The organism is Pseudomonas sp. D4002, assembly GCF_013385665.1.
GTDB lineage: Bacteria > Pseudomonadota > Gammaproteobacteria > Pseudomonadales > Pseudomonadaceae > Aquipseudomonas.
The window spans coordinates 340,940-361,009 of sequence record NZ_JACAPN010000024.1 but is presented as its reverse complement, the minus strand read 5'-3'; the positions used below and the strand labels follow the sequence as shown (position 1 = coordinate 361,009).

The window sequence follows — 20,070 nt, the reverse complement described above, 5'->3', positions numbered from 1 at the left end:
TGCTCTGTTATACTCCGGCCTTTCCGCCAGGCTTACGCCCGGACGCTTCGGTCTTGCAAAAGGCACCCGACCCCGCTACAGCGCAGCTTTCAAGCCCGCGCGAGCCGTCTGAGTGCCCGCCAGCCCCAGCAGGACCGGACGGGATTGCGTTCATCTAAACGCCATTCACGCCAGGCAAGACTATCCCTCTGGGCCAAGCCCTAACTAAAACAGGATTACTCATGTCCTTTGCTTCCCTCGGTCTCTCCGAGGCTTTAGTCCGCGCCATCGAGGCAGCGGGCTATACCGAGCCTACTCCGGTGCAACAGCGGGCCATTCCCGCCGTGTTGCAAGGCCGCGACCTGATGGTTGCGGCTCAGACAGGTACTGGTAAAACCGGCGGCTTCGCCCTTCCGATCCTGGAGCGGTTGTTCCCCAACGGTCACCCGGACAAATCCCAGCGTCATGGCCCGCGCCAACCGCGCGTACTGGTCCTGACCCCTACCCGCGAACTCGCCGCCCAAGTGCATGACAGCTTCAAGCTGTATGCCCGCGACTTGAAGTTCGTCAGCGCCTGCATCTTCGGCGGCGTCGGCATGAACCCACAGGTTCAGGCCATGTCCCGCGGTGTCGACGTACTGGTTGCATGCCCGGGTCGCTTGCTCGACCTGTGCGGCCAAGGCAGCGTCGATTTGTCCCACGTGGAAATCCTCGTGCTGGACGAAGCCGACCGCATGCTCGACATGGGCTTTGTCCATGACGTGAAAAAGGTCCTCGCGCGCCTGCCGGCCAAACGCCAGAACCTGCTGTTTTCGGCCACGTTCTCCAACGACATCACCGCGTTGGCGGGCAAGTTGTTGCACAACCCCGAGCGCATTGAAGTCACGCCGCCGAACACCACGGTCGAGCGTATCGAGCAGCGCGTATTCCGCCTGCCGGCCGCCCACAAGCGTTCGCTGCTGGCCCACCTGATCACCGCCGGCGCGTGGGAACAGGTGCTGGTGTTCACCCGCACCAAGCACGGCGCCAACCGCCTGGCCGAGTACCTGGACAAGCACGGCCTCACCGCCGTCGCGATCCACGGCAACAAGAGCCAGAACGCCCGCACCAAAGCCCTGGCCGACTTCAAGGCCGGTGAAGTGCGCATCCTGGTCGCCACCGACATCGCCGCTCGCGGCCTGGACATCGACCAACTGCCCCACGTGGTCAACTTCGAGCTGCCAAACGTCGACGAAGACTACGTGCACCGTATCGGCCGTACTGGCCGGGCCGGTCGTTCGGGCGAGGCCATTTCCCTGGTCGCACCGGACGAAGAAAAGCTGCTGAAAAGCATCGAGCGCATGACCAAGCAGAAAATCGCCGACGGCGACCTGATGGGCTTCGACTCCAGCGCCGTTGAGGCCGAGAAGCCTGAAGTGCGCGAACGTCCGGACGTGCGCAACCCGCGCAACAACCCACGCGGTCCGAAGGGCGATGGCCCGAACGGCGGCGGCGGTGGTGGCGGTCGTAAAGACAAGGGCAAGGACAAGGGCGGCAAGGACAAGGCTGCGACCAATGGCCGTGGCGAACGCCCGGCCCGTGAGCAAAAGCCCCGTGAAGGCACCCCGGCCCGCGAACAGCGCCAGCCGAGCCAGCCGCCACGTGCTGCTGCCGACCGTGCTCCGGACGAGTTCCTGGACGACGATGTGGACAACTTCGGTAACCGCGTTGACTACGTGCCCCAGGCCAAGCCGGCCCAGGGCCGTGGTCGTCGTCCGGGCGCTCCGGCCCAGGGCGCAGGCGCCGGTACTCCGCGTACCGGCGGCCAGCCACAAGGTCGCCAGAACGGTCCGCGCAGCAGCAACGGCGCCACCACCGGCACCCCGCCTGCCAAGCGCAGCGGCCCGCGCAACGGTGCACCGCGTGACGGCCAGGCCCGTCGCGAAGAGTCGCGCAACCGTCGCCCGGCCCGTGATGATCAACCTCGCCTGTCGGAGCCAGCGGTGCAAAACCCGCGCGGCGGCCCGGCACCGAAGATCATCCACAAAGAGTCGAAAAGCGATCGCACGCTGACACCTGAGCAGTTGGATCAACTGCCGGGCCGTCCACGTGGTGAAAAACCGGCGTTGCTGACCCGCAACCGCTGAGTTTTCAAAGCGCCATAAAAAATGCCCCGGATCGCGAGATCCGGGGCATTTTTGTGTGGCCGGCGAAAATTACTTCGCTTTCACACCTTCAAACGTCACGTACAGCTCAACGTTGTTGGACGCTGGGCCCAGGTCCATCTGCTTGCCGAAGTCCTGGCGATTGAAGGAGGTAGTACCTTCAAAGCCGGCACGGTAGCCGCCCCATGGATCCTTGCCTTCACCCAGGAAGGTCGCCTTGACGACGATCGGCTTGGTCACGCCGTGAAAGGTCAGGTCGCCGGTCACGTCAGCAGTGACTTGGCCAGCAGCATTCTTGCCAGTGGTCTTGACGCTGGTGGAGACGAACTTGGCATCGGCAAACTTGCCAACGTCCAGGAAGTCTTTGCTGGCGATGTGCTTGTCACGTTCGGCGTGGTTGGTGAACACGCTGGCGGTGCGGACGTTGAACTCAATCTTGCTGTCTTCAGGCTTGGCAGCATCGAAGCTGAACTTGCCGTCCAGGTCCTTGAAGGTACCGGTGATGAAGCTGTAGCCCAAGTGGCTGATCTTGAAGTCAACGAAGGCGTGCTGGCCTTCCTTGTCGACAACGTAGTCAGCTGCCATCGCCTGACCGGCAGTCAGCAGGGCAGAACCGATGGCCAGAGCGGCGAGAGTCTTTTTCAACATGCTTTCTATTCCTTGTGAGTCGAGGTTGAACATCAGGCTTTGCGCCCCAGCATACGAACCAGGGTCACATCACGATCAATGAAATGGTGTTTCAACGCAGCCACACCATGCAGGCCGGCGAACACCACCAATACCCAGGCCAGGTACAAATGCACCACGCCTGCGGTGTCTGCCTGGTCCGGTAGCCCGGAAACCAGTGCAGGAATCTCAAACAGGCCAAACACCGGGATCCCGACACCGTCTGCGGTGGAAATCAGGTAACCGGCAATCATCACGGCAAACAGCCCGAGATACAGGAACGCGTGGCCAAACGCAGCCCCCAGACGCGTCATGCGGCTATAGCTGGCAAGCGGTGGCGGCGGCGGGCTGACCAGGCGCCAGACGATCCGCACGAGCATGATGGCGAACAGCGTAATGCCGATGCTCTTGTGCAGGTCCGGGGCGTCTTTGCGCCAGGCACTGTAGTAGTCGAGACCGACCATCCACAGGCCCAATGCGAACAGACCGAACACCACCAGGGCCACGCCCCAGTGCAAAACGATGCTGACCCAGCCATAGCGGGCCGGTGAATTACGTAGTTGCATGTCCCAAATCCCGTAAGAGCTGTGGCAAGACTATCGATTTACCTATCGAATTAAAGCGGAAAATTTCGCTTTGAAATATCGAGAAATACGATCAAGAGCGTATGCAGAGTAAGTTAACAAGAGATTAAGGACTATCCAGAAGAAACGTGACGGACTGTCCTGCGTTTACCACCAATTTACGCTTCAGACTCGCAATGGGTTGTGACACAGGCCTGCATTGCATAGGCTTGCGCGATTGTTTCGCCCGCGCACGTCGCGAGCCGCTTCGAGGAGAATGAACATGGGTTTGAATAACCAGTGGATGCAACGCGACCTTGCGGTGCTGTGGCATCCCTGCACCCAGATGAAAGACCACCAGCAACTGCCGCTGATCCCGATCAAGCGCGGTGAAGGCATCTGGCTGGAAGACTTCGAAGGCAAACGCTACCTCGACGCCGTCAGTTCCTGGTGGGTCAACGTGTTTGGCCACGCCAACCCGCGCATCAACCAGCGCATCAAGGACCAGGTCGACCAGCTGGAACACGTGATCCTCGCCGGTTTCAGTCACCAGCCGGTAATCGAGCTGTCCGAGCGCCTGGTGAAGATGACCCCCGAAGGCCTGACCCGCTGCTTCTATGCCGACAACGGCTCGTCGTGCATCGAAGTCGCGCTGAAGATGAGCTTTCACTATTGGCTCAACCGCGGCCTGCCGAACAAGAAGCGCTTTGTCACCCTGACCAACAGCTACCACGGCGAAACCATCGCCGCGATGTCGGTTGGCGATGTGCCGCTGTTCACCGAGACCTATAAAGCCCTGCTGCTGGACACCATCAAGGTGCCGAGCCCCGACTGCTACCTGCGCCCCGACGGCATGAGCTGGGAAGAACATTCCCGGAACATGTTCCTGGCCATGGAGCAGACCCTGGCCGAAAACCACGACACCGTGGCCGCCGTGATCGTCGAGCCGCTGATCCAGGGCGCCGGCGGCATGCGCATGTACCACCCGGTGTACCTCAAGCTGCTGCGCGAAGCCTGCGACCGTTATGGCGTGCACCTGATCCACGACGAAATCGCCGTGGGCTTTGGCCGCACCGGTACGATGTTCGCCTGTGAACAGGCCGGCATCCGCCCGGACTTCCTGTGCCTGTCCAAGGCCCTGACCGGCGGCTACCTGCCGCTCGCCGCGGTGGTCACCACCGACGATGTGTACGACGCCTTCTACGACGACTACCCGACCCTGCGCGCCTTCCTGCACTCCCACAGCTACACCGGTAACCCGCTGGCCTGTGCGGCGGCCCTGGCGACCCTGGATATCTTCGAAGAAGACAACGTCATCGAAAACAACAAGGCCCTGGCCCAGCGCATGGCCACCGCCACCGCGCACCTGGTGGACCATCCGCACGTCTCGGAAGTGCGCCAGACCGGCATGGTGCTGGCCATCGAGATGGTGCAGGACAAGGCCACCAAGACCGCCTACCCGTGGCAGGAACGCCGTGGCCTGAAGGTGTTCGAACATGCGCTGGAGCGAGGCGCGTTGCTGCGGCCGTTGGGCAGCGTGGTGTACTTCCTGCCGCCGTATGTGATCACCCCGGAGCAGATCGACTTCCTGGCTGAAGTGGCCAGCGAAGGGATCGACATTGCCACCAACAGCAAGGTCAGCGTGGCGGTGCCCAAGGATTTCCACCCGGGGTTTCGTGATCCGGGCTGATTGAGTTGATCGTTCCCACGCTCCGCGTGGGAATGCAGCCATGGACGCTCCGCGTCCGCCCTGCACACTATTTCCAGAGAACAGAAATGAGACTGTCCCGCTTTTTTGTCGACGCCCCCCTGAGCCTTGGCGACCACGAGTTGCCGGAAGCCCAGGCGCACTACATCAGCCGCGTATTGCGCATGAGCGAAGGCGACCCCGTGCAGTTGTTCGACGGTTCCGGCCAGGAGTTTCGCGCCAGCTTGCTGGAAGTCGGCAAAAAACGCGTGGTGGTGCAAGTCACCGAAACCTTCGCCGGGCAGGTCGAGTCGCCATTGCAGATTCACCTCGGCCAGGGCCTGTCCCGTGGCGAGCGGATGGACTGGGCGATCCAGAAAGCCACCGAGCTTGGGGTGAATGAAATCACCCCGATCTTCAGCGACCGCTGCGAAGTGCGCCTCAAGGACGAACGCGCCGACAAACGCCTGCAGCACTGGCGCCAGGTGGCGATCAGCGCGTGCGAGCAGTGCGGTCGCTCGCGAGTGCCGGTGATTCACCCACCGCTGTTGCTGGCGGATTGGTTGAAACAGGCCGAAGCGGATTTGAAGCTGGTGCTGCACCCGGTGGCCGAGCCCCTGGTGAGCCACGCGAAGCCTGGGAGCCTGGCCTTCCTGATCGGGCCGGAGGGTGGATTGACTGATGGCGAAGTCGAAACGGCACAAGGTGCGGGGTTTCATGCCGCACGGTTGGGCCCACGGGTGCTGCGTACCGAAACTGCGCCAGTCGTGGCGCTGGCGGTGGCTCAACAACTCTGGGGCGACTTCTAAACCCGTTTTGCAAACCCAATCGAATGTGGGAGCGGGCTTGCTCGCGAATGCGGTGGATCAGTCACACATGTATTGACTGGCACTCCGCTTTCGCGAGCAAGCCCGCTCCCACATTTTGATCGGGTTACCAACCTCAGACCTGTTTACTCCACCGGGTCACTCACAGGCGTCGCAATAATCGCCTTCAACTCACTGGTCATCGGGAATTCCAGGTTCAGGCCCTTGGGCGGAATCGGCTGCTCAAACCAGCGCTGGTAAATGCCGTTGATCTCCCCCGAGCTGTACAGCCCGGCCAGGGTCTCGTTGACCACCGCGAGAAACTGCGGGTCGTCCTTGCGCACCATGCAGCTGTAGATTTCCCGCGACTGTTCTTCCCCGACCACCACCCACTTGTGCGGGTCCCTCGCCTTGGCGCGCTCGCCGTAGAGCAACGCGTCATCCATGTAGAACGCCGCCGCCCGGCCGGATTGCAGCATCTGGAAGGCTTCGCCGTGGTCCTTGGCGCTGATCACCGACATGTTCAGTTTGTGATCGACGTTGTAGCTCTTGAGGAACCGCTCGTTGGTGGTACCGGCGGTGGTTACCACGTTCTTGCCTTGCAGGTCGGCGAAGCTTTTGATGCCGCTGTCGTTGGCGGTCAGCAACTGGCCCTTCACGTAGATAAACCCGTAGGAAAACGCCACCTGCTTCTGCCGCTCGGCGGTCACGCCGGTGGAACCGCATTCCAGGTCCACGGTGCCGTTTTGCACCAGGGCTATGCGGGTCTGGGAAGTCACCAGGTTGTACTTCACGTTGAGCTTCGGCACACCGGTTTTCTGCTGGATACGCTCGACGATCTTGTTCGCCAGCTCCACCGAATAGCCCATGGGCTTGCCGCTGTGATCCCCCACATAGGAAAACGGCACCGAGGCATCGCGGTAGCCGAGGGTGATGCTCCTGGCGTTGGCGATCTTGCTCAGCGTACCGTCCAAGGGGGCTTCGGTTGCCTGGGTCTGTGCACTCAATATCAGGGCCAGGAAGAGTATGGGGCTGCTGCGCAGCCCGACGGGGGACGAGCCCCCTCGCCACAGTTTTTGCATTGTTATTCTCCGTTTTTGTTTTAGTTATGGACGGCGCACGGCAATGACGCTGATTTCGACCAGCACGTCCGGTCGTGCCAACTGCGCCTGCAACGTGGTACGCGTCGGTGCCTGCCCCGGCGATAGCCAGGCGGACCAGACTTCATTCATCGGCGCAAAACCCTCCTGGATATTGTTCAGGTAGATGGTCGCATTCAGCAGATGATCCTTGTCGCTGCCGGCCTCGGCCAGCAGCGCATCAATCCTGGCCAGCACCTGTTCGGTCTGGGTCTTCACATCGCGGCCTTCGCCTGGCACCTGGCCGGACAGGAACACCAAATTCTGAAAAACCACGGCGCCAGACAAGCGGCTGTTGCTGTTGATTCGGGTGATGGTCATCGAAATATCCTCAAGCGGCTCGGGGCGCGAAGCCCTGCATATCAATGGAAGTGGTGTGCCGGCCAATCAACTCGGCCAGTACCTGGCCGCTGCCGCAAGCCAGGGTAAACCCGAGGGCGCCGTGGCCGAGGTTAAGCCACAGGTTGCTGTAGGCGCTGGCACCAATCAACGGCACGCCGGTAGGCGTGGCCGGGCGCATACCGGCCCATTCGACCGCGTGCTGGTAGTCACCGGCCAGCGGGAACGTCTCAAGTGCCTGACGTTTAATCAGCGCCAGGCGCTTGGGTTCCAGGCGGGTGTCGAAGCCGACAATATCCACCATCGCCGCCACCCGCAGTTGCTCACCGATGCGCGCGTAGACGATCTTGCGGTCGTAATCGGTGATGCTGATGTTCGGCGCCTGATGCTGCGCGCCAATCGGCACGCTCAGGCTGTAACCCTTGAGGGGATACAGCGGCAGTGACATACCCGGCAAGGCCAGCTCGGGGCTGCGGTGCCCGGCGGCCAGCACCAGGTGCTGCACCGGCAAGACTTCACTGCCCATTTCGATAGCCTGCACGGCGCCTGCGCTGTGACGAATCGCCGTCACCTTGCGCCCCAACAGGAACGTGCAACGCCCCGACGCTTCAAGGCGCGCCGCCAGTTGCTGGCAGAACCCATGGCAGTCGCCGACCTCTTCATTGGGCGTATAGATGCCGCCGGCAAAACTGGCGCTGTCCAGGGTCGGTTCCAGCCGTGCGCAGTCCGCCGCCGAGAGCACTTGCTGTTGCAGCGGGTCGGTCACTTTATTCAAGGCGCGTTCATAGCTGTCGAGGCTGCGAAAGGTCACCAGCTTGCCGTTGCGCCGCCAGTGGAAACCGCCCAGTTGGTCTTCTTCACGCCAGCGTTGCAGGGTGCCCTGGCTCAAGGACGCCAGGCGCAGCAAGTGGGCCGCATTGCGCTGGTTCACCGAGCCACGGCAGGCGCCCAGAAACGAGGCCATCCAGCGCCACTGCGCCGGGTCCATGCGCGGGCGCAGCTTCAGCGGCGAGTCACCGCGCAGCATCCAGCCGATGGCTTGCAACGGCACACCCTTGTCGGCCAACGGCGCGACATAGCGGTAGGACAGTTGCCCGCCGTTGGCGAAGCTGGTCTCGCTGCCCAGGGTTTCCCGGGCTTCGACCACCGTCACCTGCATGCCGGCACGCACCAGCGCGTAGGCACTCGCCAGGCCGATAACCCCGCCACCGATGATGCAAACCTGCTGAGCCATGTGCGTCCCTTAACCGTGCGATGTCAGGCTTGAAGGTTAGAGGCAGGTGACAGCGGCGGGACAATGAATAAAGATGGGTCACCCATAAACAAAGGTTATGGACTGCCCATGCGCTTGCGTCATATCGAAATCTTCCAGGCCATCCGCCAGACCGGTTCCATCAGCGCCGCCGCCCAGTTGCTGCATGTCTCGCAGCCGGCGGTGAGCAAGGTGCTGCAGCACGCCGAGTTGCAGTTGGGGTTCCCGCTGTTCCTGCGTATACGCGGCAAGCTGCAGCCAACCCCGGAAGCGCTGGCGCTGGAGCGCGAAGTCGACAAGGTGACCGAAAGCCTGCAAGGCGTGCGGCGCCTGGCGCAGAACCTGCGCCGCGAGCCGGGCCAGAGCCTGCGTATCGGCGCCACACCCGCGCTGGCCTTGTCGTTGCTGCCGCCGGCCATCCGCGAATGGACCCAACGCTACCCGGACATCGCCTGCGAGCTGTCCAGCGCCCACAGCCGCGAGCTGGTGCAAAACCTGTTGATGCGTGAGGTCGACGTGGCGCTGACCCTGCAACCGCCCGATCACCCAGGGCTGAACGCCCAGCCGTTGGCCCACGGCGTGCTGGTGGCGCTGGCGCCGCAGGGTTACTGGAAGGAAAACGAGCTGGGCAAACCGTTGCCGCTGATGGCCCTGGCGGGCGCGCCGTTGATTGGCCTGTCCAGCGCCGACCCGTTGTCGGCGAAGCTGGACAGCTACCTGGAAGCGGTCGATCCACCGCCACGGGTCAGCATCGCAGTGCAGACCTATTCCCTGGCCAGGGCCATGGTCGAATCCGGCGCCGGGCTGGCGGTGATTGATCCGTTCACCGCCCTCGGCGCATCACCGGCCACCACCTGCATTCGCCCGCTGGCGCCACCGCTGCCAATCACCTTGTACGCCCTGACCCGCGCCGACGAACCGCCGCCGCATATGCTGGCGAGCCTGTTGGAGATCTTCGGCAGCCGGGCCCAGGAGCAATTGGACCGGCTATAACACGTACCCCATGATCGCCACGAAATGCAGCAGGCTGCCGCCAATCACGAACAAATGCCAGATCCCGTGGGAGTGCCGCAAGCGGTCCTCCAGGGCAAAGAAAATAATGCCCACGGTGTACAGCACCCCGCCCGACGCCAGCCAGGCAAACCCGGTAGGCCCCAGCGCAGCAATCAGCGGCTTGACCGCCACCAGCACAATCCAGCCCATCACCGCATAGATCACGATCGACAGGATCCGCGCCTCGGAGCGTGGCTTGATCTCCTGCAGGATGCCGATCACCGCCAGCCCCCACACAATCCCGAACAGCGTCCAGCCCCACGGCCCGCGCAGCGTCACCAGGCAAAACGGCGTGTAGCTGCCGGCAATCAGCAGGTAGATCGAAAAGTGATCGACCTTCTGCATGATCGCTTTCTTGCGCCCGCGCACGCTGTGGTAAACGGTGGACGCGCTGTACAACACCAGTAATGTGAAACCGTAGATCGCTACGCTGACAATCTTCCAGGGGTTGCCGTCCATACTGGCCACCACCAACATCCATACCGCACCCACAAAAGCCGCAACCGCCCCGAGCAAGTGGCTCCAGGCGTTGAATCGTTCCCCGTGATACATGTGTCACTCACCTCGAATAACGGTTATCACCTCGACCATTCTGACGTCACCCACCCAATATCAGGTAACAACCTTTCTTCATTTGCCCAAATACACATGCCGATGGATGATTCGCTTCATCCTGTGGGAGCTGGCTTGCCGGCGATAGCGGTGTATCAGCAGCAGATGCATGTCTGACCCACCGCTATCGCAGGCAAGCCAGCTCCTACATAAAAGCCCCTCATCGGTAACGCCCATGGCCGACCTCGAACCTGCCCAGCCCCACCCGAGTCTGTGGCAATTGTTTTACAACTTCGCCATGGTCGGCCTGTTCGGCTTTGGCGGCGTGATGCCCTGGGCGCGGCAGATGATGGTCGACCGCAGGCAGTGGGTCAGCGAACAAGGCTTCAACGAGTTGCTGACCACCGGCCAATTTTTCCCCGGGCCGAATATCGCCAACGTCGGCATCATCTACGGTCGGCGCCTGCACGGTTTGCCGGGTGCGGTTGTGACCGTGGTCGGCTTGTATCTGTTCCCCTCGCTGATCACCGTGCTGGCCGGCTTCGCCTATGCCAAATGGTGGAGCCATGACGTGGTGCAGCAGATCTTCGGCGCGGTGATGCCGATCGCCACCGGGCTGATGCTCGGCACCACCTTGCGCCTGCTCAAGGCCATGCCGCGGACCCTGGCCAACTACAGCGCGTTCGTCCTGACCTTCGTATTGATGGCGGTGCTGGTGCTGCCGTTGTGGATGGTCCTGCTGATCTGCATTCCTAGCTCCCTGGCCTTGAGTTTCATGGGCAAGCAGAAGGTGGCCGGCTGATGCAGAGCGTGCTGTTTCACCTGATGATCCAATGCGCGCTGTGGTCGCTGATGGCGATTGGCGGCAACACCGTGGCCCTGAGCGATATCCACCGCTACACCGTCACCGACATGAACTGGATCACCGACGCCCAGTTCGTCGCCTTCTTCGCCTTGTCCCAGGCCTTGCCGGGGCCCAATGGCATGTTCCTGGTATTTATCGGCCAGCAAGCCGCCGGGTTGCCCGGCGCCCTGGTGGCCCTGACCGCCAAGCTGGTGCCCTGCTCGGTACTCACATACCTCGGCGCCGGCTGGCTGGAAAAACACAGCAAAACCCCGTGGGTGCAGCGGGTCAAAGGCAGCCTGCTGCCGATCTCCATCGGGCTGATCCTGGCCGCCAGCTACATCCTGATGAACAGCCTGGAAAACAATGCCACCAGCCTGGTGCTGACCCTGGCCAGCGCTGCCGTGGTGTATTACACAAGGCTCAACGCAATCTGGCTGATCATCCTCGGCGTGGTGTTGGGCCTGTGCAGCGCATGGCTGGGAGTGAACTGGTTTTAGGGGCACAATCGACGGCATTCGAACAAGAGTCACGCCCATGCTGATCGACGAAGAGTTCACCCTCAAGAAGCTGGAAATCTTCCTGGCGTTCATGCGCACCGGCAACCTGGCGCGGGCGGCGGCTGAACTGCAGACCAGCAACGTCAGCGTGCACCGGGCGATCCACTCCCTGGAAAACGCCCTGCGCTGCCCGCTGTTCAAGCACGAAGGGCGTAACCTCACGCCGCTGGAAAGCGCCTATGTGCTGGAAGAGCGTGCGCAGAAGCTGGTGCAGGATGTGGTCGACAGCGTGCGGGTGACCCGCGAGGCCGCCGGCTTTTCCGCCGAGCGCTTCAAGCTGGGCTCGCTGTATTCGCTGACGGTGAAGACCGTGCCGCAGTTGATCATGGGGCTGAAGATTCGCCGTAGCGAGCTGAATATCGACCTGATCCTCGGCTCCAATTTCGACCTGCTGTACAAGCTGAAGAACATGGAAGTCGATGCGATCCTGATCTCCCTCGACGAGCACGCCAACGATCCGGACTGCGAGCAGATCGCGCTGTTTTCCGACGACATCTTCCTCGCCACCCCGGCCGATTCACCCTTCGACCGTGAACAGGAAATCGACCTGGCGGACGTGCGCGACGCCACCTTCATCACCCTCACCCAAGGCTTCGCCACCCACCAGGACGGCAACCGCGTATTCAAGCAGGCAGGGTTCGAGCCGAAGGTGGCGATGCAGGTCAACGACATCTTCACCCTGCTGAGCATGGTCAGCTCGGGCGTGGGTTATGCGCTGCTGCCGGGGCGGATTGCGGCGGTGTATGAGAACCGGGTGAAGCTGATTCCCCTGCAACCGCGCTACCGTTTGCAGCAGCACATTGGCGTGGTGTTTCTGAAAGCCAAGGAACGCGACCCGAACCTGCTCGCGCTGTTGGCGGAGTGCCGGATGTATGCGAACCGCCAAACCTGACAATGATCCCCTGTGGCGAGGGAGCTTGCTCCCGCTCGGCTGCGCAGCAGTCGTAAAATCAGCGCCCGTGTTGTTTCAGGATGAATGCATTGGGACCGCTTCGCGCTCCAGCGGGAGCAAGCTCCCTCGCCACAAAAGCGGTCGACACCTCTCGGGTCAGCCGACAATCCCGCGCACGATGAAGTACAGCACCGACGGCCCCAGCAAACACCCAAGCCCGGTGTGAAAGGTGGCAGTCAACGCGCCATACGGCACCAGCCGCCGGTCCGTCGCCGCCAGGCCTGCCGTCACACCGCTCACCGTGCCGGCCAAACCACCGAACACCATCGCCGAGCGCGGGTTATCCAGGCCCATCCAGCGTGCCGCCATGGGCGTGCCCACCATCACCAGGATCGCCTTGATCAACCCAGTCGCGATGGACAGCGCCACCACATCCGAGCTTGCACCCAACGCCGCCCCGGTCACCGGCCCGACGATGTAAGTCACCGCGCCCGCGCCGATGGTGGTCATGCTGATCGCATCGCGATAACCAAACGCCCAGGCGATACTCGCGCCCACAATAAACGGCAGCACCGTGCCCAGCAGCAAGGCAATCGCACCAATCAAGCCGGCCTTGCGCGCCTCGGTGGCCTGTACTTCAAACGCCGTGGCCACGATGGCAAAGTCCCGCAGCATGGCGCCGCCCATCAAGCCGATCCCGGAAAACAGCGCCACGTCCGCCAGGCCTTTCTGCCCGCCGGTCAAGGTGCCGCCCACCCAGGCCAGCACCAGCCCGATCACAATCGCGATGGCTGAGCCGTGGATGCGTCCGAAGGTCAGGCGCTTGGACAGCACCACCGAAATCCACATCACCACGCCGACAAATGCAAAGGCGGTGACCAAGCCGTTATTTGCCAGGCCTTTCTCGATGAGTTCCCACATATCAGCGACCTCCCGCGACAGGTGCAGCCGCAATCAGCGGCTCTTCATCGGGCAGCGGTTCGCCCTTGTGCGTGCGGCTGATCAAGGCAATCGTGCAACCGCACACCACCACCGAACCAATCGCCGCCAGCACCGCCACAGGGCCGCCGTGCAGCGCGGTGACCACGTTCTGTTGCGCCGCCATCGCCACCACCACCGGGATGTACATGGCACCCCAGAAGCCGACACCCATCTCGCATTCCTTGGTCATGCCGCCGTGTTTGTGCATCCACAACCGTGCGCAGATCAGCAGGATCATCGCGATCCCCACCCCGCCCACGTTGGATTTGACTCCCAGCAACACGCCGAGCATGTCGCCCAGAATCACGCCGGCCAACATGCAGATCGCCAGCAACGCCACACCGTAAATAATCATGATGGTTGTCCTCAAAGTGCTTCATCGAAATTGTTGTTTTTGTGCTTCGAAAGCCTTGGGCGGCAATGCCGATCCGATAAAGATGAATACCGTACCTGTGGCGAGGGAGCTTGCTCCCGTTGGGCTGCGTAGCGGCCCTGAAATCCTCGGAGCGCTGCGCACTCCAACGGGAGCACGCTCCCTCGCCACAGGTCATTGGTGACCCGCTCTATCTCTTGACCGACCAGCATCAGCCTTGGTGGAGCTCTATCGGTGATGGTTTCCCTCCTCTCGCAGCAAGGCCTGCAAGGTGTCCAGGCGGGCGCCTTCGAAGGCGATGACGGTGCCTTGCTCGAACACCCGGCGCGCGAGGCCCGTAAGCACGGCACCGGGAGGCAGTTCGATATGCAGGCGCACACCGCGCTCGAAGGCGCTTTGCACGGTGCCGCGCCAGTCGACGATGCGGCACATGTTGAAGGCGAGGTCGTCGCGCAGGTGTTCGCTGTTGTGGATCGGCCGGGCGCGGGTGCTGCTCAGGTAGGTGATGCTCGGCGGTTTCAGTGTCACTTGGGCGAAGGCTTGAGCCAGTGCTTCGGCGGGCTTTTCCAGCAGCACGCAATGGGACGGCACGCTGACGGCCAGGCGTTTGGCGACGCCGTTGCCGCGCACCAGATTGGCGACCGCCTTCATGGCCTCATCGCTGCCGGCGATGACCGTCTGGTTGTCGGCATTGATATTGGCCAGGTAAACCGGGGTTTGCGGGCTGTGGACCTGAGCAAGCAAGGCTTCGACGGTGGACAGGTCCGGGCCGATAAGGGCGGTCATGCCGTAGCCGTGGGGATACGCGTGTTGCATCAATTCGCCGCGCAGGCTGACGAGTTTCAACGCGTCGGCAAAGTCCAGCGAGCCGGCGATCACGGCGGCCGGATAGGCACCAATGGACAGGCCGGCGACGTAATCGGGGGTGTGTTCCAGCAAACGCGCACTGGCCACACCGGCAATCAACAGGCAGAGCTGCACGGCACGGGTCGAGGCCAGCGCTTCGGCAGAATCCAGAGTAAGCACATCCTCATTGAGGGCAGCACTGGCTTCGTCCAGCACCGCACGCGGCAATTGCTGGAGCATGCCGGGACGCTGGGCGCCCTGCCCCGGGAATGCCAGGAGGCTACTCATGCCACGGCCTGCCAAGGATCGAGCACCAACTGCGCGCCGCTGGCGTTCTTCAGCAGCACGCGACGCGAACCACCGGCCCATTCACGCAACGCGACCGCGCCAAACGGCGTTTGCAGTTGCAGGTCCACGGCGCACACCGCCGTATCCAGTATCGCCAGCAGGTCCTCTGCATCGCTGCGATCAAGGCGCTCGGGCGTGCGCAGAATCAAATCCAGATCGCTCTTGGCATGCAACGCTTCGACGCCGCTGGCCAACTCGAAACCCGCACTGCCGGTGACGCCCCAACTCTCTCCCGCCAGCACCGGTCGCAACTGAGCGAGGGCCTGCAACGCCGGCAAATCCCTTGGCGAGATCACACCGCGCAGGTCTTCCGGCACCACGCGCCGCTGCACCGCCGCCATCGGCATCACGGCGGCGAAGCGCTGCTCGCGCAAGCGCCCGCGTACCCCCACCGCTACCTGGCCCGGCGACGCGACGGCACGCCGCACCACCACCGGATGCCCAGCGGCCAATGCTTCCAGCACCCAGGCCGGCGCATCAGCGGGCGCATGCGCCGGGGTCATGCCCCAGAGCAAGTCGTGAGCGTTCACCATTGCTCCCGCAGCAGTTGGCGCACGTGGCTGGAGGCGGCGCGGTTAGTGGCGCCCAGGCGACCGCTCAGGTCCCGACCGCCGGCCTGCACATCCTTGATCGCCTGCACCAGGCAATCGCTGACCCGCGCCACATCTTCGCTGGTGGGCTGCTCGATCTGGCTGACCGACAAGGTCTCCCAGAGCAAGCCGAGGCTGGCATAGCTGTCGATGTCATAGGCCATCGGCGGCACGCTGGCAGCCAGGGTTTCCAGCTCTTCAACACTGCGCAGGGTTACCCGCGCCGCCGAAGCCTTGCCCATGGCATGCACCATCACGCCGGGGTCACGCAGGGCAATCAGGCGGTTGGCCTGGTAACCATGGGCGAGGAAGGCGCCGGACATCGCCTTGCCCACCAGCAGCGCGATCACCGGGTGACCGGCCAGGCGGGCACGGGCGTAGCTGTCGGCAGCGGCGGCCAATGCTTGGTGAATGCCCAAGGCTTCTTCGCGACGACCGTAGGCCTGGCTCGGCACATCCACGATGGCAATCAGCGGACGCTTGTCGCCGGTATCGATCGCCTCATCAACCGCCTTGGCCAAACCCCAGCCTTCCAGCAAACCGACTTCACCGTTGCGAGCGCGAGGGAAGCGGTTTTGTGGGTCAGTGACCACCGCGATAAAGCGCACTGGCTGATCACCGAGCACACCGTCGGCAACTTTCAGCGAGTTCGGCAAACCGCTCACTGGCGCTGCGTCGCCGCTCAATGCGTTGAACCACTGCAAACCTCTCATGAGCGTTCTCCCTGATACAGATCGCGAACCGTCGCCGGGTCGATTTGCGGTTCGGCGTTCAGTGCGGCCAGGCGTTCCAGATAGTGATCAACCTGACGGCTGCGCTGGTTTTCCGGCAAGCCTTGTTGCAGCAGTTCAGTGATCTGCTGCTGAATCTGCGCCACGTCGTCGGCCACATACCGGTCGGCCAAGCCACTGTTGAAACGCTGCTCACCGCCGGTCAGGCTCCAGATGAAGGGCCGGTCACGGGAGTCGTATTCTTCAAGGCCGGCTTCCTGCTCGATCACCTGCGGGCCGTTCAGGCCAAGGCGCGCCTCACGGGTCACCAGCAGATAACTGCACAAGCCTGCCGCGATGGACATGCCGCCAAAACAACCGACGCTGCCCGCCACCACGCCGATCACCGGCTGGTACTGGCGCAGGTCGACAATCGCTGCGTGGATATCGGCGATGGCGGCCAAGCCCAGGTTGGCTTCCTGCAAGCGCACGCCGCCGGTTTCCAGCAGCAGGATCGGGCGAGTAGGGATACCGTTGCGATTGTCTTCAGCAGCCAACTCCAGTGCACCGGCCATCTTCGCGCCGCCGACTTCACCGAGACTGCCGCCCTGGAAATTGCCTTCGATGGCCGCGATGACCACCGGCAAGCCGGCGATGCTGCCCTTGGCGATCACCACGCCGTCATCTGCCTGCGGCACCACGCCCTGGCGACTCAGCCATGGCGACATGACGCGCTGGAACGGATCGATCAATTCGCGATAGCTGCCCGCATCGAGCAAGGCCTTGGCCCGCTGCCGGGCGCCGAGTTCGACGAAGCTGTGTTTGTTGAGCAAGTCAGTCATGACCGATCTCCTCGAAGCCCTGCTCCAGGCGCAAGCGCACCACGCCGGGTGTGGCGCCAAAGTCGTGGATATCGATGTTCAATGCAGGGGGCGTCTGCTCCTGGAAGATCCGTTCAAACAGGTGCTGCCAACGTAGCTGCGCACCATTGACCGAGGTTTGCACCTGAATCGTCAGGGTGCCGGCGGTGCCCGGTTCCAGCAGCACTTCGAGGTCGCCGGAGCCGACGCAACCTACCAGCGCGCGGCCCTTTGCGGGCTGCCCGGCGGGGAATTCAAAGGATAAGGTTTCCATCACAGCGCTCCGTCGAGGCGGTCGATAAACAGGCAGGCGGCCAACAGGTCGGCGGCGCCACCGGGGGAGGCATTCAGCGCCAGCAGTTGCTGGTCCAGCTCATGCAGTTGGCGGCGGCCGGCGAGGCTTGCGCTGCCGCCGGCGTCCAGTACGGCTTGGGCGCCCTGCTGCATGGCCTGCAAGCCTTCAGGACCGGCGCGGTAGAGCACGCAGGTGTCGGCCAGGTCGGTCATGATCGCCAGCAAGGCGTCGAGGCGCGCGTTCTGTTCGCCGTGTTGCTGCAGGCGGCTTTTCTTCAGTTGGGGCAGGCCGCGTTGCAGCACCGACGGGAAGCCCAGTTGCGCCTCTTCGCGAGCACCGCGTGTGCCGTAGCGTTGTGCGACCTGGGCGCCGTGGCTCAGCGGTTGCGGTGCGTAACGGTCGTTGAGCAAGGCCAGGCGGGCGGCGCGCAACGTCACCGCGCTGGCAGTGCAGGATTCCGGTTGCAGTGCGGCGGCGGCGACTAACAGGCCGAGCGCCCAGATCGCGCCGCGATGGGTATTTACGCCGCTGGTGGTGACGAGCATCGCCTGTTCACCTTCGCGACCGATGCGCCCGAGGGCTTCACGCAGGGGCAAACCGACTTCGCCAAATTCGACCGCGGCCTCGGCCATTTCCTTGAACGCCGGCCACAGCGACAGCGCCGAGGCGTGCATCAAGCCGAGGTGCAAATCGGTATGGGCGCCGTTGCCGCGACGGTCTACCAGGGCGGGTTTCGGCGACAGGTCCGCCTCATCGATCAACGCGTCGACGGCCATGTCGGCCAGGCGTTCGGCCAGCGTCAGGTCGTGCAGTTTGAGTGCGTGCATTTACCAGCTCCTGAACTTGGCGGGCGGGTTGTACAAGCCACCGGACCACTCCACCAGATCGGCCACGCTCTTGGCGGCCAGCAGCTCGCGGGTGGCATCGGTGCGGCGGATGCCGAGGTCATCGGGCAGCGCAATCAAGCCTTCGCGACGCATGCGTGCGGTGTCCTTGGGGTTGTGGCGCATGCCGATGGCGGTCACCCCGGCCACGGCGGCGATCATCGCCTGGCGCTCTTCCAGGGAACGGGCCTTGTACAGGTAGGCGATGCCTTCTTCGGTGAGCAGGTGCGTGACGTCATCGCCGTAGATCATGATCGGCGCCAGGGGCATGCCGCTTTTGCGGGCGACTTCCACCGCGTCGAGGGTTTCGACAAAGGTGGGTTTGCCGCCTTCCTGGAAGGTTTCGACCATCTGCACCACGAGCTTTTTGCCGCGTTCGAGCAAGGCTTCCGGGGCGTCGTCGTGGCGCATGTCGAGCCAGGCGGGTGTGCCGTGGCGGCGACCGCGTGGGTCATGGCCCATGTTCGGCGCACCGCCAAAGCCGGCGAGGCGGCCACGGGTGACGGTGGAGGAATGCCCGTCGCCATCGACCTGCAAGGTGGCGCCGATAAACAGGTCCACCGCGTACTGCCCGGCCAGTTGGCAGAACATTCGGTTGGAGCGCAGCGAGCCGTCGCGACCCGTGAAGAACACATCCGGCCGGGCGGCGATGTAGTTCTCCATGCCCAGTTCGGTGCCGAAGCAATGCACGCTTTCGACCCAGCCGCTTTCGATGGCCGGGATCAGGGTTGGGTGCGGGTTGAGGGTCCAGTTGCGACAGATCTTGCCCTTCAGGCCCAGGGATTCACCGTAGGTCGGCAGGATCAATTCGATGGCGGCGGTGTTGAAACCGATGCCGTGGTTCAGCGATTGAACGTTGTGTTTTTCATAGATGCCGCGGATCGCCATCATCGCCATCAACACATGCACGGGCTTGATGTGGCGTGGGTCGCGGGTGAACAGCGGTTCGATGTAGAAGGGCTTGTCAGCGACCACCACGAAATCGACCCAGCTCGCGGGGATGTCGACGCGCGGCAGGTCGGTGACGTCATCCACCAGTTGGTTGACCTGGACGATGACGATGCCATCGCTGAAGGCGGCCGGCTCGATCAGCGCGGGTGTGTCTTCGGTGCTCGGGCCGGTGTAGATATTGCCGGCGCGGTCGGCCATGAAGCCGGCCGACAGGACCACGTTGGGGATCAGGTCCACCACCAGCCGCGCGTAGAGTTCGATGTAAGTATGGATCGCGCCAATTTCCAGCAGGCCGTCTTCCAGCAACTGGCTGATGCGCAGGGACTGGGTGCCGGCAAAGGAGAAATCCAGCTTGCGGGCGATGCCCTTTTCAAACAGGTCCAGGTGCTCGGAGCGGCCGACGCTGGGCATGATCATGTGCAGGTCGTGGAGCTTGGCGGGGTCGGCCTTGGCCAGGGAGCGCGAGAGGAAATCGGCCTGCTTCTGGTTGTTGCCTTCCAGAACCACGCGGTCGCCGGGGAGGATCAGGGCTTCCAGGGCTTCGACAATGCGCTCGCTGGGGAGCACGGCGCCATCGGCGAAGGATCGCACCAATGCGAGGCGGCGCTGCTTCTCATCGCGCCGCCGCGTCCAGCGCGAGTCGGGGGAAGTTGTTGTTGTCATGGTCGCTCCACGGGATTTGCTGTCGTGGGCTGTACCTTAGGAGGGTATTGGGGGGGCATCAATCAAGCTGGGCGGTGAACCGTTACGATTGGA

General features: G+C 63.1%; 22 protein-coding genes. 7 read left to right on the top strand and 15 right to left on the bottom strand.

Annotated features, from left to right (window positions below):
* Positions 1 to 221 precede the first annotated feature (221 nt).
* Positions 222 to 2,105, top strand: a complete 1,884-nt coding sequence (locus HX824_RS18935; RefSeq protein WP_003216846.1) for a DEAD/DEAH box helicase — start codon at positions 222 to 224, stop codon at positions 2,103 to 2,105.
* 69 nt (positions 2,106 to 2,174) lie between these two features.
* On the opposite strand, the gene HX824_RS18930 is transcribed toward HX824_RS18935, so the two are convergent.
* Together HX824_RS18930 and HX824_RS18925 are read right to left on the bottom strand one after the other, a co-directional pair.
* Complete coding sequence (locus tag HX824_RS18930) at positions 2,175 to 2,771, bottom strand: YceI family protein (protein ID WP_003216844.1); 597 nt, start codon at positions 2,769 to 2,771, stop codon at positions 2,175 to 2,177.
* 32 nt (positions 2,772 to 2,803) lie between these two features.
* Entirely contained in the window at positions 2,804 to 3,355 is a 552-nt protein-coding gene (locus tag HX824_RS18925; RefSeq protein WP_003216842.1) for a cytochrome b, read from the bottom strand.
* 280 nt (positions 3,356 to 3,635) lie between these two features.
* Between HX824_RS18925 and HX824_RS18920 the strand changes: the two genes are divergently transcribed.
* Positions 3,636 to 5,042 carry an adenosylmethionine--8-amino-7-oxononanoate transaminase gene (locus tag HX824_RS18920; protein ID WP_003216840.1) on the top strand — a complete coding sequence of 469 codons (1,407 nt, stop codon included), beginning with the start codon at positions 3,636 to 3,638 and terminating at the stop codon, positions 5,040 to 5,042.
* 86 nt (positions 5,043 to 5,128) lie between these two features.
* Positions 5,129 to 5,848, top strand: a complete 720-nt coding sequence (locus tag HX824_RS18915) for a 16S rRNA (uracil(1498)-N(3))-methyltransferase (protein ID WP_087693231.1) — start codon at positions 5,129 to 5,131, stop codon at positions 5,846 to 5,848.
* A 143-nt stretch (positions 5,849 to 5,991) separates the two neighbouring features.
* Here HX824_RS18915 and HX824_RS18910 read toward each other — a convergent pair whose 3' ends face one another.
* Genes HX824_RS18910 through HX824_RS18900 form a run of 3 tightly spaced genes read right to left on the bottom strand, consistent with a single transcriptional unit; the run spans position 5,992 to position 8,557 of the window.
* Complete coding sequence (locus HX824_RS18910; protein ID WP_008434107.1) at positions 5,992 to 6,927, bottom strand: transporter substrate-binding domain-containing protein; 936 nt, start codon at positions 6,925 to 6,927, stop codon at positions 5,992 to 5,994.
* A gap of 24 nt (positions 6,928 to 6,951) precedes the next feature.
* Complete coding sequence (locus HX824_RS18905) at positions 6,952 to 7,305, bottom strand: RidA family protein (RefSeq protein ID WP_177054927.1); 354 nt, start codon at positions 7,303 to 7,305, stop codon at positions 6,952 to 6,954.
* A 10-nt stretch (positions 7,306 to 7,315) separates the two neighbouring features.
* A complete protein-coding gene (locus HX824_RS18900) occupies positions 7,316 to 8,557 on the bottom strand; it encodes a D-amino acid dehydrogenase (RefSeq protein WP_177022321.1) in 1,242 nt (413 codons plus the stop codon).
* Positions 8,558 to 8,665: 108 nt separating this feature from the next.
* Here HX824_RS18900 and HX824_RS18895 point away from each other — a divergent pair, with 108 nt between their 5' ends.
* Positions 8,666 to 9,568 carry a LysR family transcriptional regulator gene (locus HX824_RS18895; RefSeq protein ID WP_177020237.1) on the top strand — a complete coding sequence of 301 codons (903 nt, stop codon included), beginning with the start codon at positions 8,666 to 8,668 and terminating at the stop codon, positions 9,566 to 9,568.
* Here HX824_RS18895 and HX824_RS18890 read toward each other — a convergent pair.
* Positions 9,563 to 10,180 (bottom strand): hemolysin III family protein, encoded by a 618-nt coding sequence (locus HX824_RS18890; RefSeq protein WP_003216828.1) that lies wholly within the window; start codon positions 10,178 to 10,180, stop codon positions 9,563 to 9,565. The genes HX824_RS18895 and HX824_RS18890 overlap by 6 nt on opposite strands.
* A gap of 235 nt (positions 10,181 to 10,415) precedes the next feature.
* Between HX824_RS18890 and HX824_RS18885 the strand changes: the two genes are divergently transcribed.
* The 3 genes from HX824_RS18885 to HX824_RS18875 are packed head-to-tail and all read left to right on the top strand — an operon-like array spanning position 10,416 to position 12,476.
* The gene (locus HX824_RS18885; protein ID WP_134327457.1) at positions 10,416 to 10,982 is read left to right on the top strand and encodes a chromate transporter; all 567 of its coding nucleotides are present in this window, start codon (positions 10,416 to 10,418) and stop codon (positions 10,980 to 10,982) included.
* The gene (locus tag HX824_RS18880) at positions 10,982 to 11,524 is read left to right on the top strand and encodes a chromate transporter (protein ID WP_134327458.1); all 543 of its coding nucleotides are present in this window, start codon (positions 10,982 to 10,984) and stop codon (positions 11,522 to 11,524) included. Before HX824_RS18885 ends, HX824_RS18880 begins: the two co-directional genes overlap by 1 nt.
* Before the next feature lie 37 nt (positions 11,525 to 11,561).
* Positions 11,562 to 12,476 (top strand): LysR substrate-binding domain-containing protein, encoded by a 915-nt coding sequence (locus HX824_RS18875; protein WP_003216822.1) that lies wholly within the window; start codon positions 11,562 to 11,564, stop codon positions 12,474 to 12,476.
* Positions 12,477 to 12,632: 156 nt separating this feature from the next.
* Here the strand turns inward: HX824_RS18875 and madM are convergent, their stop codons facing one another.
* The 9 genes from madM to mdcA all read right to left on the bottom strand — a co-directional run bounded on the left by madM (position 12,633) and on the right by mdcA (position 19,977).
* A complete protein-coding gene (gene madM / locus HX824_RS18870; protein ID WP_003216820.1) occupies positions 12,633 to 13,397 on the bottom strand; it encodes a malonate transporter subunit MadM in 765 nt (254 codons plus the stop codon).
* 1 nt (position 13,398) lies between these two features.
* Positions 13,399 to 13,812, bottom strand: coding sequence for a malonate transporter subunit MadL (madL, locus tag HX824_RS18865; RefSeq protein WP_003216818.1), 414 nt, complete (start codon positions 13,810 to 13,812; stop codon positions 13,399 to 13,401).
* Between the two features lie 246 nt (positions 13,813 to 14,058).
* Entirely contained in the window at positions 14,059 to 14,964 is a 906-nt protein-coding gene (mdcH, locus tag HX824_RS18860; RefSeq protein WP_177054926.1) for a malonate decarboxylase subunit epsilon, read from the bottom strand.
* Positions 14,961 to 15,557, bottom strand: coding sequence for a malonate decarboxylase holo-ACP synthase (locus tag HX824_RS18855; RefSeq protein WP_008434124.1), 597 nt, complete (start codon positions 15,555 to 15,557; stop codon positions 14,961 to 14,963). The genes mdcH and HX824_RS18855 overlap by 4 nt, the downstream gene beginning before the upstream one ends.
* Positions 15,551 to 16,327 (bottom strand): biotin-independent malonate decarboxylase subunit gamma, encoded by a 777-nt coding sequence (gene mdcE / locus HX824_RS18850; protein WP_177054925.1) that lies wholly within the window; start codon positions 16,325 to 16,327, stop codon positions 15,551 to 15,553. The genes HX824_RS18855 and mdcE overlap by 7 nt, the downstream gene beginning before the upstream one ends.
* Positions 16,324 to 17,166: a biotin-independent malonate decarboxylase subunit beta gene (locus HX824_RS18845; RefSeq protein ID WP_177054924.1), complete on the bottom strand. Its 843-nt coding sequence runs from the start codon at positions 17,164 to 17,166 to the stop codon at positions 16,324 to 16,326. The genes mdcE and HX824_RS18845 overlap by 4 nt, the downstream gene beginning before the upstream one ends.
* Positions 17,159 to 17,458, bottom strand: coding sequence for a malonate decarboxylase subunit delta (locus HX824_RS18840; RefSeq protein WP_003216806.1), 300 nt, complete (start codon positions 17,456 to 17,458; stop codon positions 17,159 to 17,161). Before HX824_RS18840 ends, HX824_RS18845 begins: the two co-directional genes overlap by 8 nt.
* Positions 17,458 to 18,306: a triphosphoribosyl-dephospho-CoA synthase gene (locus HX824_RS18835; protein ID WP_177054923.1), complete on the bottom strand. Its 849-nt coding sequence runs from the start codon at positions 18,304 to 18,306 to the stop codon at positions 17,458 to 17,460. The genes HX824_RS18840 and HX824_RS18835 overlap by 1 nt, the downstream gene beginning before the upstream one ends.
* On the bottom strand, positions 18,307 to 19,977 hold the full coding sequence (gene mdcA, locus HX824_RS18830; RefSeq protein WP_177054922.1) for a malonate decarboxylase subunit alpha: 1,671 nt from the start codon (positions 19,975 to 19,977) through the stop codon (positions 18,307 to 18,309). It abuts the gene before it with no gap.
* Between the last annotated feature and the right edge of the window lie 93 nt (positions 19,978 to 20,070).

Excerpts from the sequence above, each read along its gene's own strand:
- HX824_RS18935 (WP_003216846.1), top strand. The coding sequence starts at position 222 with ATGTCCTTTGCTTCCCTCGGTCTCTCCGAGGCTTTAGTCCGCGCCATC.
- HX824_RS18930 (WP_003216844.1), bottom strand. The coding sequence starts at position 2,771 with ATGTTGAAAAAGACTCTCGCCGCTCTGGCCATCGGTTCTGCCCTGCTG.
- HX824_RS18925 (WP_003216842.1), bottom strand. The coding sequence starts at position 3,355 with ATGCAACTACGTAATTCACCGGCCCGCTATGGCTGGGTCAGCATCGTT.
- HX824_RS18920 (WP_003216840.1), top strand. The coding sequence starts at position 3,636 with ATGGGTTTGAATAACCAGTGGATGCAACGCGACCTTGCGGTGCTGTGG.
- HX824_RS18915 (WP_087693231.1), top strand. The coding sequence starts at position 5,129 with ATGAGACTGTCCCGCTTTTTTGTCGACGCCCCCCTGAGCCTTGGCGAC.
- HX824_RS18910 (WP_008434107.1), bottom strand. The coding sequence starts at position 6,927 with ATGCAAAAACTGTGGCGAGGGGGCTCGTCCCCCGTCGGGCTGCGCAGC.
- HX824_RS18905 (WP_177054927.1), bottom strand. The coding sequence starts at position 7,305 with ATGACCATCACCCGAATCAACAGCAACAGCCGCTTGTCTGGCGCCGTG.
- HX824_RS18900 (WP_177022321.1), bottom strand. The coding sequence starts at position 8,557 with ATGGCTCAGCAGGTTTGCATCATCGGTGGCGGGGTTATCGGCCTGGCG.
- HX824_RS18895 (WP_177020237.1), top strand. The coding sequence starts at position 8,666 with ATGCGCTTGCGTCATATCGAAATCTTCCAGGCCATCCGCCAGACCGGT.
- HX824_RS18890 (WP_003216828.1), bottom strand. The coding sequence starts at position 10,180 with ATGTATCACGGGGAACGATTCAACGCCTGGAGCCACTTGCTCGGGGCG.
- HX824_RS18885 (WP_134327457.1), top strand. The coding sequence starts at position 10,416 with ATGGCCGACCTCGAACCTGCCCAGCCCCACCCGAGTCTGTGGCAATTG.
- HX824_RS18880 (WP_134327458.1), top strand. The coding sequence starts at position 10,982 with ATGCAGAGCGTGCTGTTTCACCTGATGATCCAATGCGCGCTGTGGTCG.
- HX824_RS18875 (WP_003216822.1), top strand. The coding sequence starts at position 11,562 with ATGCTGATCGACGAAGAGTTCACCCTCAAGAAGCTGGAAATCTTCCTG.
- madM (WP_003216820.1), bottom strand. The coding sequence starts at position 13,397 with ATGTGGGAACTCATCGAGAAAGGCCTGGCAAATAACGGCTTGGTCACC.
- madL (WP_003216818.1), bottom strand. The coding sequence starts at position 13,812 with ATGATTATTTACGGTGTGGCGTTGCTGGCGATCTGCATGTTGGCCGGC.
- mdcH (WP_177054926.1), bottom strand. The coding sequence starts at position 14,964 with ATGAGTAGCCTCCTGGCATTCCCGGGGCAGGGCGCCCAGCGTCCCGGC.
- HX824_RS18855 (WP_008434124.1), bottom strand. The coding sequence starts at position 15,557 with ATGGTGAACGCTCACGACTTGCTCTGGGGCATGACCCCGGCGCATGCG.
- mdcE (WP_177054925.1), bottom strand. The coding sequence starts at position 16,327 with ATGAGAGGTTTGCAGTGGTTCAACGCATTGAGCGGCGACGCAGCGCCA.
- HX824_RS18845 (WP_177054924.1), bottom strand. The coding sequence starts at position 17,166 with ATGACTGACTTGCTCAACAAACACAGCTTCGTCGAACTCGGCGCCCGG.
- HX824_RS18840 (WP_003216806.1), bottom strand. The coding sequence starts at position 17,458 with ATGGAAACCTTATCCTTTGAATTCCCCGCCGGGCAGCCCGCAAAGGGC.
- HX824_RS18835 (WP_177054923.1), bottom strand. The coding sequence starts at position 18,306 with ATGCACGCACTCAAACTGCACGACCTGACGCTGGCCGAACGCCTGGCC.
- mdcA (WP_177054922.1), bottom strand. The coding sequence starts at position 19,977 with ATGACAACAACAACTTCCCCCGACTCGCGCTGGACGCGGCGGCGCGAT.